A 17352-nucleotide genomic window follows, 5' to 3' on the forward strand; every position below is an offset into this window, starting at 1 on the left:
AAGGCCGGGCCCGGAGAGCACCGGCGCGGTGCTTTCTTTGGGCACAATGCCCTCATGTTCCTGACCCTGCCCACCCTGCTGACCTGGGCCCGCATCGTGGCCATTCCGCTGATCGTGGGCGCGTTCCATCTGCAGATCGCGCCCGCGCACCAGAACCTGCTGGCGACGGTGCTGTTCATCGCGGTGGCGCTGACCGACTGGCTGGACGGCTATCTGGCGCGCAAGCTCAACCAGACCTCGTCCTTCGGCGCCTTCCTGGATCCGGTGGCCGACAAGTTCCTGGTCTGCGCGGCCCTGCTGGTGCTGCTGGAGCTTGGGCGGGTCAATGCGCTGGTGGCGCTGGTCATCATCGGCCGCGAGATCGCGATCTCGGCGCTGCGCGAGTGGATGGCGCAGATCGGCGCGTCGCGCTCGGTGGCCGTGCACATGGTGGGCAAGCTCAAGACCACCGTGCAGATGGTGGCGATCCCCTTCCTGCTTTATGACGGACGGCTGTTCGGCGTGATCGACACGCGCGCCTGGGGGCAATGGCTGATCCTGGCCGCGGTTGTCCTCACCATCTGGTCCATGGCCTACTACCTGCAGAAGGCTCTGCCGGAGATCCGCGCCAAGGCGCGTTGAAGGGCTCGCCTGCATGGCTGCGCCACGGTGGGCGATCGGGACTCTCCCTGCCTGGGTGGCCGTGGGAATGCGTCTAGAATCCGCTTCCCGCGCGCCGTGCATGTCACGTTCTTCGGTGTCGGAGATGCGTTGCGGATCGCCCTCATCCACCGGTCGCGCTGCGGCCTGAGTTGAACCCACCAAGAGGTGTCTTCGTGAACAAGTCCGAACTGATCGAGCACATTGCCAAGCAAGCCGACATCTCCAAGGCGGCGGCGGGTCGAGCGCTGGAAGCCGTGATCGGCGGTATCAAGACGACCCTGAAGAAGAACGGCACGGTCTCGCTGGTCGGTTTCGGCTCGTTCACGGTCAGCAAGCGCGCCGCTCGCTCGGGCCGTAACCCGCGTACCGGCGACGCGATCAAGATCAAGTCGGCCAAGGTGCCGAAGTTCCGTCCGGGCAAGGCCCTGAAGGATGCGGTGAACTGATTTTTTCCGGGGGTGCTTAGCTCAGTTGGTAGAGCGGCGCCCTTACAAGGCGTAGGTCGGGGGTTCGAGCCCCTCAGCACCCACCAGTGGCCTGCGGGCCATCCCCGGAGCCAAGGCTAGAATGCCGCTCTCGCAAAGGCGAACCACGGTTCGCCTTTGTCACGTTTACTGTCGTGTCGCAGGTCCTTCGCACCGGGGTGTTCGGTGCTGGCCGGCGCGCCGCCTTTCCGAGGTTGTTGATGTTTGATTTCGTTCGCAAGCACACCCGGCTGTTTCAGTTCCTGCTGCTGATCCTGATCCTGCCGTCCTTTGTGCTGCTGGGCGTGGAAGGCTATTCACGCTTCATGGATGGCAGCAATGCCGGCGTCGCCACGGTCGACGGTCGCAAGATCACCCAGGCCGAATGGGATGCCGCGCACCGCCAGCGCGTGGACCAGATCCGTCAGCAGATGCCCAATGTCGATCCCAAGCTGCTGGATGCGCCCGAGCTGCGCCAGGAGTCGCTGGACCAGCTGCTGCGCGAGCGCGTGCTGCAGTCGGCCGCCAAGGAGCAGTTCCTGACCATCAGCAAGGAGCGGCTGCAGACCCTGTTCCGCAACGACCCGCAATTCGCCTTCCTGCGCAACCCGGATGGCTCGGTCAACAAGGCCGTGCTCGCGGCCCAGGGCATGAGCTCAGAGATGTTCGCGCAGCGCCTGCGTCAGGACCTGACGTTGCGCCAGGTGCTCAGCGTCGTCGGTGACTCGGCGTTGCCGACCGAGGCCAGCGCCAGCCTGGCCTTCGATGCGCTGCTGCAGCAGCGCGAGGTGCAGGTGCAGCGCTTCCTGGCCAAGGACTTCGCGGCCAAGCTCAATCCCACGGATGCCGAGCTCGAGGCCTACTACAAGCAGCCGGCTGTGGCGCAGCGCTTCCAGCTGCCTGAGAGCGCAGACATCGAATACCTGGTGCTGGACATCGACGCGCTGCGCGCCGGCGTCAGCGTCAACGAGGCCGAGCTGCGCCAGTACTACGAGACCAATGTGGCGCGCTACACCGTAGCCGAGGAGCGCCGCGCCAGCCACATCCTGATCAAGGCGGGCGAGGGCGCCTCGGCCGACGAGAAGGCCAAGGCGCGCGCGCGCGCCGAGGCCCTGCTGCAGGAGGCCCGCAAGAACCCGGCCGGCTTTGCCGAGCTGGCGCGCAAGAACTCGCAGGACGAAGGCTCGGCCGCGCGCGGTGGCGACCTGGACTTCTTCGGCCGCGGGGCGATGGTCAAGCCCTTCGAGGATGCGGCCTATGCGCTGAAGCAGGGCGAGATCAGCAATGTCGTCAGCTCGGACTTCGGCTACCACATCATCATGCTGACCGGCGTGCGCGGTGGCGACAAGCGCAGCTTCGACAGCGTGCGTGCGGAGATCGAGGCCGAGCTGCGCCGCCAGCAGGCGGCCAAGCGCTATTCCGAGCTGGCCGAGCAATTCAGCAACATGGTCTACGAGCAGTCCGACAGCCTGAAGCCGGCGGCTGACAAGATGGGCCTGAAGATCCAGACCGCCACCGTGCAGCGCAAGCCCGCGGCCGGCGCGACGGGGGCGCTGTCCTCGGCCAAGCTGCTGGAGGCCGTCTTCGGTACGGACGCGCTGAACAACAAGCGCAACACCGAGGCCGTCGAAACCGGCCCCAACCAGATGGTGTCGGCACGCGTGGTCCAGCACCGCCCGGCCCGTGTGCCGGCGCTGGCCGACGTGCGCAACGAGCTGCGCACGGCCTGGGTGGCCGAGCAGGCCAAGGCCCTGGCCGTGAAGGCCGGCGAGCAGCGCCTGGCCGATCTGCGCAAGGGTGGTGATGCCGCCGGCCTCGGCGAGGCCCAGGTGCTGTCGCGCGCCAAGCCCGATCCGCTGTTCAACGGCAAGCTGCTGAACGACCTGATGCGCACGGACGCGAGCAAGCTGCCCGCCTATGCCGGCCTGGATGCCGGCGCCGACGGCTATGTGGTGGTGCGCATCAACCGCGTGCTGCCGCGCGACCCGGCCGTTGTCGACGCCAAGCGCGCCGCGCAGCAGTACGCGCAGGCCTGGGGCGCGGCCGAAGCGCAAGCCTATTACGGCGCGCTGAAGGCCGAGCACAAGGCCAAGATCACCGCGCCGCAGGCCGCGCTGGCGGCGTCCGCGCCGCAGCCTTGAGCGAGCGCTGAGAGGGGCGGGACAGGGCATCGAAAGAAATTTCCAAAACTCTTCCCTACCTCGCAAATTTCGCTCTATAATCTAAGGCTTCTTCGGTGGCTGTAGCTCAGTTGGTAGAGTCCCAGATTGTGATTCTGGTTGTCGTGGGTTCGAGTCCCATCAGCCACCCCACCGAATAAGAAAACCCCGGCCTGTCGCAAGACGGCCGGGGTTTTTGTTTGGGCGTTGTGTTCCGGTGTGGAGCACCCACCCGGATTCGCTGTGGGCTGCTCAGTCCCCGCTTGGCGGATCGCTCAGCGGGCGATGGAGCGACACCGGTGTCGCTCCTCGGGTGATCATCATCAGACCAAGCCTTGCTTCGACGCCAGCACCGCCGCCTCAGCGCGGCTGGAGACATTGAGCTTCTTGTAGATGGACTTGATGTGGTCGTTGACGGTGAACCACTTGATGCCCATCAGGTTGGCGATCTCTTTGATCGTGAAGCCCTTGCTCAAGTAGGTGAGAACTTCGTTCTCCCGCGGCGTGAGGCGCTCCCATTCGGCGCCCGGCTCCAGGCTCACGGCGCGGTGTGGCGTCGTGCTGCTGGCCGTCAGCGCGCCGAAGCCGGAGTGCAGGCCCATGGGGCCGCTGTCCCAGCCGGCGCCAGGTCGGAAGTGCGAGAGCAGGCGGCGCGCGATCGCTGGCGACAGGGGGGGCTGCCCACGCACGATGCGCTGCAGCTCTTCCACCAGCACCTCGAAGCGGTCTTCCTTCAGCAGATAGCCGTCGGCGCCGCACTGCAGCGCCGGGAAGAGATGGTCGTCGTCGGAGTACAGCGTGGTGACGATCTTGATCGCCTGGCGTCCGGCCAGCTCGGCGAGGAATTCCATGCCGCTGCCGTCGGGCAGTTCCAGGTCCACGAGGATGAGCTTGAAGCCGTGGTCCGGCGAGCTGCGGTCCACCGCGGCCAGTTGCCGCCGGGCACCTTCGAGATCGCCGGCCTCCGTGATGTCCATGGCGTCGCTGAAACTCTCGCGAACGACACGACAGAGAAAGCTGCGGGCAACCGGATTGTCTTCAACGATGAGTACTTTGACGGCCATGGCAAGGTCCAATTGCGGCATGCTAGCACCTGCGCATGGTCGTGCATTGGCATAGACGGGGGAACAGGGAGCCACCGATTTGCGGGGGGAGGCTGGCCCTTCGCTGGGCGCCGAGGCTTCAGGCGTTGCGCACGACCAGCTTGCCGACGACCTGGCGCGAGCTCATGCGCTCAAAGGCCTGCGGCAGCTGTTCCATGTCCAGCACGCGGTCCAGCACCGGCTTGATCCGGCCCTGGGCGTACCAGCCGGCCAGTTGCATCATCATCGCGGCATTGGCCTGGGGTTCGCGCTTGGCGAATTCGCCCCAGAACACGCCAATCAGCGAGGCGCCCTTGAGCAGGGCGAGGTTCAGCGGCAGTGCGGGGATTTCGCCCTGGGCAAAGCCGACGACCAGATAGCGGCCGCGCCAGGCGATGGCGCGGAAGGCGGCCTCGGCCAATGGTCCGCCGACGGGGTCCAGCACCACGTCCGGTCCACGCCCCGCGGTCAGGGTCTTCAGTTCGGCGCGCAGATCGGTGTCGGCGTAGTTGATCGCGGCATCGGCGCCGATCTCCAGGCAACGTGTGCATTTGTCGGCGCTGGACGCTGCGGCGATCACGCGCGCGCCGGCCGCCTTGGCCACCTGGATGGCCGCCGTGCCCACGCCACCAGCGGCGCCCAGCACCAGCACGGTCTCGCCGGCCTTCAGCGCGGCCCGGTCCAGCAGGCCATGGTAGGCCGTGGCGTAGGTGCAGATGAAGGCTGCGGCGTCTTCAAAGGCGAAGCCGGGCGGCAAGGGCAGGGCCAGCGCCGCAGGCACCAGCGCATGGGTGGCGAAGCCGCCGGTGCCGGTGAAGGCGGCGACCGGCATGCCGGGTTTGAAGCCGCTGACGCCTTCGCCCACCGCCTCGACCACGCCCGCGAACTCGGTGCCAGGTACGAAGGGCAGTGGTGGTTTGACCTGGTATTTGTTTTGCACGATCAGCAGGTCCGGGAAGTTCAGGCTGGCCGCGCGTATGGCGACCCTCAGCTGTCCCGGACCCGGTTCCGGCGTCGGAAGCTCCTTCCATTGCAACGCCTGCACGCCCACCGGGTTCTCGCACAACCAGCCCTTCATCTCGACCTCCGTTTGATCTGGCCCCGGCTCGGAGCCTGGCGCGCATGATAGGAAGCCCGCCGGTGAGCGGGCGTCGCTCAGGTGACGTCCGGGTCTCTTCCGGCGCGGGCGGGGTGTCTGCCTACAATGCCCGCATGCGAATACTCATTGCCAATGATGACGGGTATCTGGCGCCCGGGCTTGCCGCGCTGGTGAAGGCCTGCGAGGGCTTGGGACAGATCGACGTGATCGCGCCCGAGCAGAATGCGAGCGGGACCTCCAACTCGCTCACGCTGTCGCGTCCGCTGTCGGTCTTCACCGCTGCCAACGGCCATCGCTATGTCAATGGCACGCCGTCGGACTGCGTGCATCTGGCCCTGACGGGCGTGCTGGACTATCGGCCCGACCTGGTGGTCTCGGGCATCAACAATGGCGCCAACATGGGCGACGACACGCTGTACTCGGGCACGGTGGCGGCGGCGACCGAGGGCTATTTGTTCGGCATTCCGTCCATCGCCTTCTCCCAGGTGGAGAAGGGCTGGGGCGAGCTGGACGCAGCGGCCGCGGTCGCGCGTGAGCTGATCCAGCAGGTGATCGCCGGCGGCCTGGGCCAGCCTTTCCTGCTCAGCGTGAACATTCCCAACCGAGCCGACGCGCTGGCGCTGCCGCGCCGCATCACCCGGCTGGGCCGCCGGCATGCCAGCGAAGCGCTGATCGAGCAGCGCAATCCGCGCGGTGAGCCCATCTACTGGATCGGCCCGGCGGGCGATGCGCGCGAGGCGGGCGAGGGCACGGACTTCCACGCCACGGCCAATGGCATGGTGTCCATCACGCCACTGCAGGTGGACCTGACCGACCACGCCGGCGCATCGTACTGGCGCCAGCGTCTGCTGGGGCAGCCGGCATGAGGCCAGGCGTGCCGCAGCGGTCTTGCCGGACGTCGGGCATGGCCTGCCACATCGAGGCGGGAGTCGCCCGGTGAGCGAGCCGGGATCGCGCGCCAAGCGCTTTCCGCTGTCTCTGGACAAACTGGACAGTCCCGGTGCCGGACCTCGTCCGGCGGGGGCGCGTGAGCTGATCCGGCCCCAGCTGCACTGGCAGCAGGCGGAGGCGGCAGGGCGCGTCGCCGCGCCGTCTGGCCTGGGGCTGGACTCCGCGCTGGTGCGCCAGCGCATGGCCGACCGGCTGCGGCGCGAAGGGCTGGGCGACGAGCGTGTGCTGCAGGCCCTGGCCCAGGTGCCTCGCCACCAGTTCGTCGATACCGCGCTGGCCATCCAGGCCTATGAGGACACCAGCCTGCCGATCGGACATGGTCAGACCATCTCCAAGCCCTCGGTCGTCGGTCGCATGATGGCCTTGCTGCTGGCTGGGCCGGGCGCGCAGCGGCGCGGTCATCTGGGCCGCGTGCTGGAGATCGGCACCGGCTGCGGCTATCAGGCGGCCCTGCTGGCTCAGCTGGCCCAGCGCGTGGTCTCGATCGAGCGGCTGCGCCCGCTGCACGACAAGGCGCGCCAGAACCTGCAGGGGCAGGGACGCATCCAGCTGCTGCATGGCGATGGTCGCCTCGGGCATGCGGCCGGTGCCCCTTACGACAGCCTCATTGCCGCAGCCGGTGGCGATGACATCCCCCAGCCCTGGCTGGATCAACTGGCGCCCGGTGGGCGGCTGGTCGCACCGATGACGGCGCCCAGCGGCAAGGGCCAGGTGCTGGTGCTGATCGACCATGTCTCAGATGCAAGTGGTAGCCGCTTTGTGCGCAGCCTGCATGAGGCGGTGCTGTTCGTGCCCCTAAAATCCGGCATCGTGTAGTCGATGCGGAATGCTGCGCGTCGCGCCCATCCGCATGATCCACCAGCGAGAGATCGAGAGTTCATGCAACAACCCCAAGCCCGTTACCTCGGCCTGACAGCGGCCGGTCTTCTGGTGCTGACCCTGGTCGGCTGCGCATCGTCGCCCAACAGGGCTCCGGTCGAAGAGCGCAACGTGGGACGTCCCGGCGCGACCAAGCCCGGCGCCCCGCTGCCGTCGGCTTCCCCGACGGTCGAGGTCAAGCCGCTGCCGGGCGCGGAGAACGCCGGCAAGCCGGGGTACTACACCGTCAAGCAGGGTGACACCCTGATCCGCATCGCGTTGGACAACGGCCAGAACTGGCGCGACGTCGCGAAGTGGAACGGGCTGGACAACCCCAACCTGATCGAGGTGGGTCAGGTCTTGCGTGTCGCGCCTCCGGGTGTGGATCCCTCGGTGGTCAGCACCAAGCCCATCACCACCGCCAAGGTCGAAACCCGCCCGCTGGACGGCAAGGCCCCGGCTGGCAGTGCGCCGGCGAGCGGCGCCGCCAGCGGCAGCACGACCGCGGCGCCGGCCTCGGCCCCTGCGACGCCGCCCGCCGCCGCTGCGGCCGGTGGCGACGACGACGTGCACTTCTCCTGGCCCGCCACGGGGCCGGTGACGGCCGGCTTCGATGAAGTCAAGAACAAAGGGCTGGCCTTTGGTGGGAAGGCCGGGGACCCGGTGCTGGCCGCGGCCGATGGGCGTGTGGTTTATGCCGGCTCGGGCTTGCGCGGCTACGGCAATCTGATCATCATCAAGCACAACAACACCTACCTCACGGCCTACGCGCACAACCAGACCTTGCTCGTCAAGGAGGAGCAGGCGGTACGCAAGGGACAGAAGATCGCCGAAATGGGCTCCAGCGACTCCGACCAAGTCAAGCTGCACTTCGAGGTGCGCAAGCAGGGCAAGCCGGTTGACCCGGCGAAGCTGCTGCCTTCGCGCTGAACATCCCGACGGAGAGCGCCGCATCATGCATACCGATCGCGCCGCTTCTCCGTACGAACCCGGCTTTCCTGCCGGTGGCGCGCTCAACGGCGCGGCCGCGGGCGCCCAGGACGGCGAGGCACGCGCCACGCCGGACATGGACGGCATGCTGCCGCCCAATGACGCCGATCCGGGCAACGCGCTGCAGTCCTATCTGCGCGACATCCGACGCACACCGCTGCTGACGCCTCAGCAGGAGTACGACACCGCGGTGCGCGCCCGCGCCGGTGACTTCCAGGCGCGCCAGGCGATGATCGAGCACAACCTTCGTCTGGTGGTCAGCATCGCGAAGAACTACCTCGGCCGCGGCCTGCCGATGAGCGATCTCATCGAGGAGGGCAACCTGGGCCTGATGCACGCGATCGGCAAGTTCGAACCCGAACGCGGCTTCCGTTTCTCCACCTATGCCAGCTGGTGGATACGCCAGAGCGTCGAGCGCGCCTTGATGCATCAGGCGCGACTGGTGCGGCTCCCCGTCCACATCGTGCGCGAGCTCAACCAGGTGTTGAAGGCGCGCCGCGCGTTGGAGGCCTTGTCGGCCCAGAACGGCGGCGATAAAACCGTGCGCGCCGAGGAGGTCGCGGCGCTGCTGCAGCGCCCGGTGCAGGAGATCGCCGAGATTCTGGCCTACGCCGAACAGCCCAGCTCGCTGGATTCGCCGGTGGACCGCAATGGGGATGGCGGCGAATCGCTGTTGGACCTGGTTGCCGACGAACAGGCGGTGGACCCCGCCGGACAGCGGCTTAATCACGAGATCGAGGACCTGCTGCGCCATGGGATGGCCTCGCTGAGTGATCGGGAGCGCGAGGTGCTGTCGGGGCGTTATGGCCTGGCCGACCGCGAGCCCGAGACCCTGGATGTGCTGGCCGGGCGGCTGGGGCTGACGCGCGAGCGCATACGCCAGATCCAGATCGAGGCCCTGGCCAAGCTCAAGCGCAACATGATGCGTCAGGGCATCAACCGCGATTCCATCTTCTAGGCGCTTTGGGGGCCCGGTCATGCCCGGCATGCCTGGGATAATCGCGCCCATGACTGATGTATCCGAATGGCTCAAGGTCGAGTCGCTGGACCTGGACGCGCAGGGCGTCGCGCATAACACCGAAGGCAAGGTGGTCTTCATCGAAGGCGCGTTGCCGGGCGAGGAAGTGCAGGTCGCGGTCGGCCGCAAGAAAAACAACTGGGAACAGGCGGCGATGGCCGCCATGCGGCGCGAAAGCGCGCAACGAGTGCGCCCGGCCTGCCCTCACTTCGGCCTGCATGCCGGCGCCTGCGGGGGGTGCAAGATGCAGCACCTGCATCCGGCGGCCCAGGTGGCGGTGAAGCAGCGCGTGCTGGAAGACAACCTCTGGCATCTTGGCAAGGTCAAGCCCGAGGCGCTGCTGAGACCCATCGAGGGGCCGGCGCTGGGCTACCGCTACCGGGCCCGCCTGTCCGTCCGCTATGTGCCCAAGAAAGGGCATGTGCTGGTCGGCTTCCACGAGCGCAAGAGCCGCTACATCGCCGATATGTCGGTCTGCCCCATCCTGCCCCAGCGTGTGAGCGACATGCTGCTGCCGCTGCGCGGGCTGGTCGGTGCCATGCAGGCGCGCGACCGGTTGCCGCAGATCGAGCTGGCGATCGGGGGGCAGGGGGCGGACCTGGTCATTGCGCTGGTGCTGCGCCATCTGGAGCCGCTCAGCGAGCATGACCTGACCCTGTTGCGCGACTTCGCGGGCCGGTACGGCGTCCAGTGGTGGTTGCAGCCCAAGGGGCCGGATACCGTGCACCTGCTGGACACGGGCGGGCCGGAGCTGGCCTACACGCTGCCCGAGTTCGGCATCGTGATGCCCTTCAAGCCGACCGACTTCACCCAGGTCAACCATCAGATCAACACCACGCTGGTGGGCCGCGCGCTGCGGCTGCTGGAGGCGCAGCCGGGCGAGCGCGTGATCGACTGGTTCTGCGGCCTGGGCAATTTCACGCTGCCGCTGGCCACGCAGGCGCGGGAGGTGCTGGGCATCGAAGGCAGCGAGGCGTTGGTGCAGCGCTCGCGCGAGAACGCGCGCCGCAACGGCCTGGATCACAAGGCCAGCTTCGTGGCGCGCAATCTGTTCGAGATGACGCCGCAGTTGCTGGCGGCCGATGGCGAGTCGGATCGCTGGCTGGTAGACCCGCCGCGCGAGGGGGCGTTCGCGCTGGCCAAGGCGCTTGCGGATCTGGTGCAGGACCCGGCGCTGGCGCCGGGCTGGACGCCGCCGCGGCGCATTGTCTATGTCTCGTGCAATCCCGCCACGCTGGCGCGTGACGCCGGCTTGCTGGTCAACCTGGCGGGTTATCGCTGCACGCGGGCCGGGGCGGTGAACATGTTCCCGCACACGGCTCACGTCGAGTCCATTGCCGTCTTCGAGCGTTGAGACGCCACTGTCCGAGCGGGTATGAAAAAGGGCTCCACCAGGGAGCCCTTTCCTTTGGAGCCCCGCGCCGCGGCGCGGGGCATGGGTTGGGTCAGTCGCGGTCGCCGCCGAAGATGCCCAGCAGCGACAGCAAGCTCTGGAACACGTTGTACAGGTCCAGGTAAATCGCCAACGTTGCGGTGATGTAGTTGGTCTCGCCGCCGTCGATCACGCGCTTGATGTCGTACAGCATGAAGGCCGAGAACACTGCCAGCGACAGCACCAGCAGCGTCAGCATCAGCGCCGACGATTGCAGGAAGATGTTCACCAGGCCGGCCACCAGCATGATCACGGCGCCCACCATCAGGAACTTGCCCATGCTGGACAGGTCGCGCTTGATCACGGTGGCCATGGTGGCCATCGTGAAGAAGATCGCCGCGGTGCCGCCAAAGGCAGTCATGATCAGCGACGCGCCGTTGCGGAAGCCCAGAACCGCCGCCAGCAGGCGCGACAGCATCAAGCCCATGAAGAAGGTGAAGGCCAACAGCGCGACGACGCCGGTGCTGGAGTTCTTGGTCTTCTCGATGACGAACATCAGGCCGAAGGCGCCCACAAGAAAGAGAATCGTGCTGGCACCCATGCCCAGGCTGGCCAGGATGCCGGTCGAAACACCGATCCACGCGCCCAGCACCGTCGGCACGAGCGACAGGGCCAGCAGCCAGTAGGTGTTGCGCAGAACGCGCTGACGGTCGGCCGCCAGGCCGGTGCCATAGCCGCCGTATTGGGTTTGCATGCTGTTGTTCATTCGTCCTCCGTCGAAATGGATGGATGGGCTCCGGCAAGGCTGAGGCCCGATCCGGTCCGCCGGGTTCGGCGGTACGTCGTAGCATTTTAGACGTCCGGCGCATGAAGAGCGGATGAGGGGCAGGGCCTTCCGGGCGGCCCATGTCCGGTATCGCCCGAGTCGTTACAGTCGGCGTCTGCGGGGCGCGGGCCCCAGATCCTGGACAAGGCAGTCGATCATGAAGCAAAAACCCTATCTCACCCTCGAAGATGTCAAACGAATGGCGGCGGCGGCCGAGGCCCATGCACTGACCAACCAATGGCCCGTGAGCATCGCGATCGTCGACGACGGTGGCCATCTGCTGTGGCTGCAGCGGCTGGATGGTGTGGCCGCGATTTCGGCCGAGATCGCGCCGGCCAAGGCGCGGACCGCCGCGCTGGGCCGCCGTGAATCCAAGATCTACGAGGACATGATCAACCAGGGCCGCACCTCTTTCCTCAGTGCGCCGCAGCTGCAGGGCATGCTGGAAGGTGGCGTGCCGGTGATCGTGGACGGCCACTGTGTTGGTGCGGTGGGCGTCAGCGGCGTGAAGTCCGGCGAAGATGCCCAGATCGCCCGCGCGGCCATCGCGGCGCTGGAACTGGGGGCTTGAGCCGTTTCGGTTCGCGGGGCGGCCGGGAAGGCTGGCTCCGCATAACGCGAAGCGTGATGAGGCTTGATCGCTGAGGGTTTTGTCTCGGTGATAACCCTGGTGGGTTATACTTGATGGGTTTACCCGCAACCTACCGCGTCGAGCAAAACTCCACCCCCAATCCCTTAGGATTCACTCCGCCAGGAGGGTCCGCGAACCGGGTCCGGCCTCTGTCAATCACAGGGGCGTCGGAACACCGATCCGGACAGGCCCTGGAGCAGAGCTGGGCGCGCGCACAACAACGGAGTTACCCGTGCTGCCTGATCTGCTTTCCGCTCCCCCCGCGATCCTCGCCCTGGCAGACGGCACGGTCTTCAAGGGTTCGGCGCTAGGCGCTGCCGGCCGAACCGTCGGTGAAGTGGTGTTCAACACCTCGCTCACCGGCTACCAAGAAATCCTCACCGACCCCAGCTACTGCCGCCAGATCGTCACGCTGACGTATCCGCACATCGGCAACTATGGGGTCAATGCCGAGGATGTCGAGGCCACGAAGATCCATGCCGCCGGCCTGATCATCAAGGAGGCACCGGTCCTCGATTCCAACTTCCGCAAGGACCGCAGCCTGCGCCAGTACCTGCAGGACGAGGGGACGGTCGCGATCTCCAACATCGACACCCGTCGTCTCACCCGCGTCCTGCGCCGCACCGGTGCGCAGAACGGCTGCATCCTGGCCCTGAAGGCCGGCGAGCAGATCACCGATGCTTTGATCGCCGAGGCCGTCGCCGCCGCGAAGGCCGCGCCCAGCATGGCCGGCCTGGATCTGGCCAAGGTGGTCAGCCGCAGCGAGCGCGAATCCTGGACGCAGACCGAGTGGCAGTTGGGGCAGGGCTATGGCGAGCAGACCGCGCCTCGTTTCCATGTCGTTGCCTACGACTTCGGCGTGAAGCACAACATCCTGCGCATGCTTGCCTCGCGCGGCTGCAAGATCACCGTGGTGCCGGCACAGACGCCGGCCTCCGAGGTCTTCGACCTGGAGCCGGATGGCGTCTTCCTCTCCAACGGCCCTGGCGACCCGGAGCCCTGCGACTATGCGATCCAGGCCGCCGCGCAGCTGATCGAGTCCGGCATTCCCACCTTCGGCATCTGCCTGGGGCACCAGATCATGGCGCTGGCCTCCGGTGCCAAGACCTTCAAGATGAAGTTCGGCCATCATGGCGCCAACCATCCGGTCAAGGACCTGGACAACGGCCGCGTCAGCATCACCAGCCAGAACCACGGTTTCGCGGTCGACGCCGACACGCTGCCCGCCAACCTGCGCCCCACCCACATCAGCCTGTTCGACGGCACGCTGCAAGGCCTGGCGCGCACGGACAAGCCCGCCTTCTGCTTCCAGGGCCACCCCGAGGCCAGCCCCGGCCCGCATGACATCGCCTACCTGTTTGACCGCTTCATCGGTCTGATGGCCAAGGCCTAAAGCCCGACGGCAGGAGAACAAGACATGGCAAAACGTACCGACATCCAGAGCATCCTCATCATCGGCGCCGGCCCCATCATCATCGGCCAGGCCTGCGAGTTCGACTATTCCGGCGCCCAGGCCTGCAAGGCCCTGCGCGAAGAGGGCTACAAGGTCATCCTGGTCAACAGCAACCCGGCGACCATCATGACCGACCCGGACACGGCCGACGTGACCTACATCGAGCCCATCACCTGGCAGGTGGTCGAGAAGATCATCGCCAAGGAGCGTCCGGACGCGATCCTCCCCACCATGGGCGGCCAGACGGCGCTGAACTGCGCGCTGGACTTGCACAAGCACGGCGTGCTGGCCAAGTATGGCGTCGAGATGATCGGCGCCAACGAGAAGGCGATCGAGAAGGCCGAGGACCGGCTGAAGTTCAAGGACGCGATGACCAAGATCGGCCTGGACTCGGCCAAGTCCGGCATCGCGCATACGATGGAAGAGGCCTGGGGCGTGCAGAAGCGCATCCAGGCCGAGATCGGCGGCACCGGCTTCCCGATGGTGATCCGTCCCAGCTTCACGCTGGGTGGCACCGGCGGCGGCATTGCCTACAACCCGGAAGAGTTCGAAGAGATCTGCAAGCGTGGCCTGGACTTGTCGCCGACCAATGAGCTGCTGATCGAGGAGAGCCTGATCGGCTGGAAGGAGTACGAGATGGAGGTCGTCCGCGACAAGGCGGACAACTGCATCATCGTCTGCTCCATCGAGAACCTGGATCCTATGGGCATCCACACCGGCGACTCCATCACCGTGGCGCCGGCGCAGACCCTGACCGACAAGGAGTACCAGCTGCTGCGCAATGCGTCGATCGCGATCCTGCGCGAGATCGGCGTGGACACCGGTGGCTCCAACGTGCAGTTCTCGATCAATCCGACCAACGGTCGGATGATCGTGATCGAGATGAATCCGCGGGTCTCGCGCTCCTCGGCTCTGGCCTCCAAGGCCACCGGCTTCCCGATCGCGAAGATTGCCGCCAAGCTGGCCGTCGGCTACACGCTGGACGAGCTGAAGAACGACATCACCGGAGGCGTGACTCCGGCGTCCTTTGAGCCCAGCATCGACTACGTGGTCACCAAGATCCCGCGCTTCGCCTTCGAGAAGTTCCCGATGGCCGATGCGCACCTGACCACGCAGATGAAGTCGGTGGGTGAGGTGATGGCCATGGGCCGCAGCTTCCAGGAATCGTTCCAGAAGGCACTGCGCGGTCTGGAGACCGGCATCGACGGCCTGAGCGAACGCTCGACCGACCGGGAGGAGATCATCCAGGAGATCGGCGAGCCCGGCCCGGAGCGCATCCTGTTCGTCGGCGACGCTTTCCGGATCGGCATGAGCTTGCAGGAGGTGTTCGAGGAGACCGCGATCGACCCGTGGTTCCTCGCCCAGATCGAGCAACTGATCCAGATCGAACAAAGCCTCAAGGGCCGAGACCTGGCTGGCCTGTCGCGCGATGAGCTGCTGCTGCTCAAGCGCAAGGGCTTCTCGGACAAGCGTCTGGCCAAGCTGCTGGGCACTCACCAGCACGAGGTGCGCAAGGTGCGCCATGCCCAGGGCGTGCGACCGGTCTACAAGCGGGTGGACACCTGCGCGGCCGAGTTCGAGACGCAGACCGCCTACATGTACTCCACCTATGATGAGGAGTGCGAGGCCCAGCCGTCCGACAAGAAGAAGATCATGGTGCTGGGCGGCGGCCCGAACCGGATCGGTCAGGGCATCGAATTCGACTACTGCTGTGTCCATGCCGCGCTCGCGATGCGCGAAGACGGCTACGAGACCATCATGGTCAACTGCAACCCCGAGACGGTCTCGACCGACTACGACACCAGCGACCGCCTCTACTTCGAGCCGGTGACGCTGGAGGACGTGCTGGAGATCGTCGACAAGGAAAAGCCTGTCGGCGTGATCGTGCAGTACGGCGGCCAGACGCCGCTGAAGCTGGCGCTGGACCTGGAAGCCAACGGCGTACCCATCATCGGCACCACGCCGGACAGCATCGATATCGCCGAGGATCGCGAGCGCTTTCAGAAGCTGCTGCACGAACTGGGCCTGAAGCAGCCGCCCAACCGCACCGCGCGCAACGAAGACCAGGCCGTGCAACTGGCCAACGAGATCGGCTATCCGCTGGTGGTGCGTCCCAGCTATGTGCTGGGCGGTCGCGCGATGGAGATCGTGCACGGCGACAAGGATCTGGAGCGCTACATGCGCGAGGCCGTGCGCGTTTCTGAGAAGTCGCCGGTGCTGCTGGACCGCTTCCTGGAGGATGCGGTCGAGGTGGACGTGGACTGCATCTGCGACGGCGCCGATGTGATGATCGGCGGCATCATGGAGCACGTCGAAGCGGCTGGCATCCACTCCGGCGACTCGGCCTGCTCCCTGCCGCCCTACACGCTGTCGCAGGAGCTGCAGGAAGAGCTGCGCCGACAGACCGCGGCCATGGCGCGCGCGCTGAAGGTCGTCGGCCTGATGAACGTGCAGTTCGCGATCCAGGGTGATGTCAGCAAAGGCCTGGGCGAGAACACGGTCTATGTGCTCGAAGTGAACCCGCGCGCTTCGCGCACCGTGCCCTTCGTGTCCAAGGCCACGGGCCAGCAACTGGCCAAGGTGGCGGCGCGCTGCATGGCCGGTGTCCCGCTCAAGGATCAGCGCGACCGCAACGGTCGTGTGCCGCACGAGGTCGTGCCGCCGTACTTCAGCGTCAAGGAAGCGGTGTTTCCCTTCAACAAGTTCCCCGGCGTGGACCCCATCCTCAGTCCGGAGATGCGTTCCACCGGCGAGGTCATGGGCGCGGGCCGCAGCTTTGGCGAGGCCATGCTGAAGAGCCAGCTGGGGGCCGGCAGCCGCCTGCCGCGCCAGGGTCACGTGTTGATCACGGTGAAGAACAGCGACAAGGCGCGCGCCGTGGCCGTGGCCCGGGACCTGCATGCGCTGGGCTTTGGCGTGATTGCCACCAAGGGCACCGCCGCGGCCATCGCCGAGGCCGGCGTGCCGGTGCGCGTGGTGAACAAGGTCAAGGATGGCCGCCCACACATCGTGGACATGATCAAGGGCGGCGAGATCCAGCTGGTGTTCACCACCGTGGATGAGACCCGCACCGCGATCGCCGACAGCCGTTACATCCGCCAGGCCGCGCTGGCCAACCGCGTGACCTACTACACCACCATGGCCGGCTGCGAGGCCGCCGTGGAGGGCATGAAGCACAAGGACGGCCTGTTGGTGCAATCCCTCCAGGAACTGCACGCGGAACTGGTCTAAACTTCCACCCACTCCACAACCCGCCGCCGCGGCTCAGCGATGCTGAGCGGCAGCGGCGGTTTGCTTTGTCATTCACCGTTTTTTGCATATGGCCACGATCCCACTGACCAAGCGCGGCGCCGAGAAGCTCAAGGAAGAACTGCATCGACTCAAGACGGTCGAGCGTCATGCCGTGATCAATGCCATTGCCGAGGCCCGCGCCCAGGGTGACCTCTCGGAGAACGCCGAGTACGAGGCCGCCAAGGACAAGCAAGGCTTCATCGAAGGCCGCATCCTCGAGATCGAAGGCAAGCTGGCCGCGGCCCAGGTCATCGACCCGTCGTCGGTCGATGCTGGCGGCAAGGTGGTGTTCGGCACCACGGTGGACCTGGAAGAGGAGGCCACTGGCGCCGAGGTCACCTACCAGATCGTCGGCGACGACGAGGCCGACCTGAAGCAGGGCCTGATCAGCATCAGCTCTCCGATCGCGCGCGCGCTGATCGGCAAGGAAGCCGGCGACGTCGCCGAGGTGCAGGCGCCGGGCGGCATCAAGCGCTACGAGATCGTCGACGTCCGCTACATCTGATCGTCAGCCAT

At 66.6% G+C, this 17352-nt stretch carries 15 protein-coding genes and 2 tRNA genes; 14 read left to right on the top strand and 3 right to left on the bottom strand.

Annotated features, from left to right (window positions below; all coding sequences use genetic code 11):
* The first annotated feature begins 54 nt into the window (after positions 1–54).
* The 5 genes from pgsA to LZ017_RS11955 all read left to right on the top strand — a co-directional run bounded on the left by pgsA (position 55) and on the right by LZ017_RS11955 (position 3418).
* Positions 55–621 (top strand): CDP-diacylglycerol--glycerol-3-phosphate 3-phosphatidyltransferase, encoded by a 567-nt coding sequence (gene pgsA, locus LZ017_RS11935; protein WP_241397052.1) that lies wholly within the window; start codon positions 55–57, stop codon positions 619–621.
* A gap of 194 nt (positions 622–815) precedes the next feature.
* A complete protein-coding gene (locus LZ017_RS11940; RefSeq protein ID WP_241397053.1) occupies positions 816–1088 on the top strand; it encodes an HU family DNA-binding protein in 273 nt (90 codons plus the stop codon).
* 10 nt (positions 1089–1098) lie between these two features.
* A tRNA-Val gene (locus LZ017_RS11945) sits at positions 1099–1174 on the top strand.
* Between the two features lie 153 nt (positions 1175–1327).
* Positions 1328–3247 (top strand): SurA N-terminal domain-containing protein, encoded by a 1920-nt coding sequence (locus LZ017_RS11950; RefSeq protein WP_241397054.1) that lies wholly within the window; start codon positions 1328–1330, stop codon positions 3245–3247.
* 95 nt (positions 3248–3342) lie between these two features.
* Positions 3343–3418, top strand: a tRNA-His gene (locus LZ017_RS11955).
* A 170-nt stretch (positions 3419–3588) separates the two neighbouring features.
* Here LZ017_RS11955 and LZ017_RS11960 read toward each other — a convergent pair.
* Together LZ017_RS11960 and LZ017_RS11965 are read right to left on the bottom strand one after the other, a co-directional pair.
* Positions 3589–4329, bottom strand: coding sequence for a response regulator transcription factor (locus tag LZ017_RS11960; protein ID WP_241397055.1), 741 nt, complete (start codon positions 4327–4329; stop codon positions 3589–3591).
* A gap of 118 nt (positions 4330–4447) precedes the next feature.
* Positions 4448–5425: an NADPH:quinone oxidoreductase family protein gene (locus tag LZ017_RS11965; protein ID WP_241397056.1), complete on the bottom strand. Its 978-nt coding sequence runs from the start codon at positions 5423–5425 to the stop codon at positions 4448–4450.
* Between the two features lie 134 nt (positions 5426–5559).
* Here LZ017_RS11965 and surE point away from each other — a divergent pair, with 134 nt between their 5' ends.
* The 5 genes from surE to rlmD all read left to right on the top strand — a co-directional run bounded on the left by surE (position 5560) and on the right by rlmD (position 10617).
* A complete protein-coding gene (surE, locus tag LZ017_RS11970) occupies positions 5560–6312 on the top strand; it encodes a 5'/3'-nucleotidase SurE (protein ID WP_241397057.1) in 753 nt (250 codons plus the stop codon).
* Positions 6313–6382: 70 nt separating this feature from the next.
* Positions 6383–7213 (top strand): protein-L-isoaspartate(D-aspartate) O-methyltransferase, encoded by an 831-nt coding sequence (locus tag LZ017_RS11975; RefSeq protein ID WP_241397058.1) that lies wholly within the window; start codon positions 6383–6385, stop codon positions 7211–7213.
* Positions 7214–7276: 63 nt separating this feature from the next.
* Positions 7277–8185, top strand: a complete 909-nt coding sequence (locus tag LZ017_RS11980; RefSeq protein ID WP_241397059.1) for a peptidoglycan DD-metalloendopeptidase family protein — start codon at positions 7277–7279, stop codon at positions 8183–8185.
* A gap of 25 nt (positions 8186–8210) precedes the next feature.
* Positions 8211–9203: an RNA polymerase sigma factor RpoS gene (rpoS, locus tag LZ017_RS11985; protein WP_374109914.1), complete on the top strand. Its 993-nt coding sequence runs from the start codon at positions 8211–8213 to the stop codon at positions 9201–9203.
* Between the two features lie 49 nt (positions 9204–9252).
* Positions 9253–10617: a 23S rRNA (uracil(1939)-C(5))-methyltransferase RlmD gene (gene rlmD / locus LZ017_RS11990; RefSeq protein ID WP_241397060.1), complete on the top strand. Its 1365-nt coding sequence runs from the start codon at positions 9253–9255 to the stop codon at positions 10615–10617.
* 91 nt (positions 10618–10708) lie between these two features.
* On the opposite strand, the gene LZ017_RS11995 is transcribed toward rlmD, so the two are convergent.
* Complete coding sequence (locus tag LZ017_RS11995) at positions 10709–11401, bottom strand: Bax inhibitor-1 family protein (RefSeq protein ID WP_241397061.1); 693 nt, start codon at positions 11399–11401, stop codon at positions 10709–10711.
* Positions 11402–11618: 217 nt separating this feature from the next.
* Between LZ017_RS11995 and LZ017_RS12000 the strand changes: the two genes are divergently transcribed.
* The 4 genes from LZ017_RS12000 (at position 11619) to greA (ending at position 17341) form a co-directional block, all read left to right on the top strand.
* Entirely contained in the window at positions 11619–12032 is a 414-nt protein-coding gene (locus LZ017_RS12000; RefSeq protein WP_241397062.1) for a heme-binding protein, read from the top strand.
* 292 nt (positions 12033–12324) lie between these two features.
* Positions 12325–13485 carry a glutamine-hydrolyzing carbamoyl-phosphate synthase small subunit gene (gene carA / locus LZ017_RS12005; protein WP_241397063.1) on the top strand — a complete coding sequence of 387 codons (1161 nt, stop codon included), beginning with the start codon at positions 12325–12327 and terminating at the stop codon, positions 13483–13485.
* Between the two features lie 24 nt (positions 13486–13509).
* Positions 13510–16776 (top strand): carbamoyl-phosphate synthase large subunit, encoded by a 3267-nt coding sequence (carB, locus tag LZ017_RS12010; RefSeq protein ID WP_241397064.1) that lies wholly within the window; start codon positions 13510–13512, stop codon positions 16774–16776.
* 88 nt (positions 16777–16864) lie between these two features.
* Positions 16865–17341, top strand: a complete 477-nt coding sequence (greA, locus tag LZ017_RS12015) for a transcription elongation factor GreA (protein WP_241397065.1) — start codon at positions 16865–16867, stop codon at positions 17339–17341.
* Positions 17342–17352: the final 11 nt, after the last annotated feature.

This window comes from Pelomonas sp. CA6, assembly GCF_022549225.1.
Taxonomy (GTDB): Bacteria; Pseudomonadota; Gammaproteobacteria; order Burkholderiales; family Burkholderiaceae_C; genus Roseateles.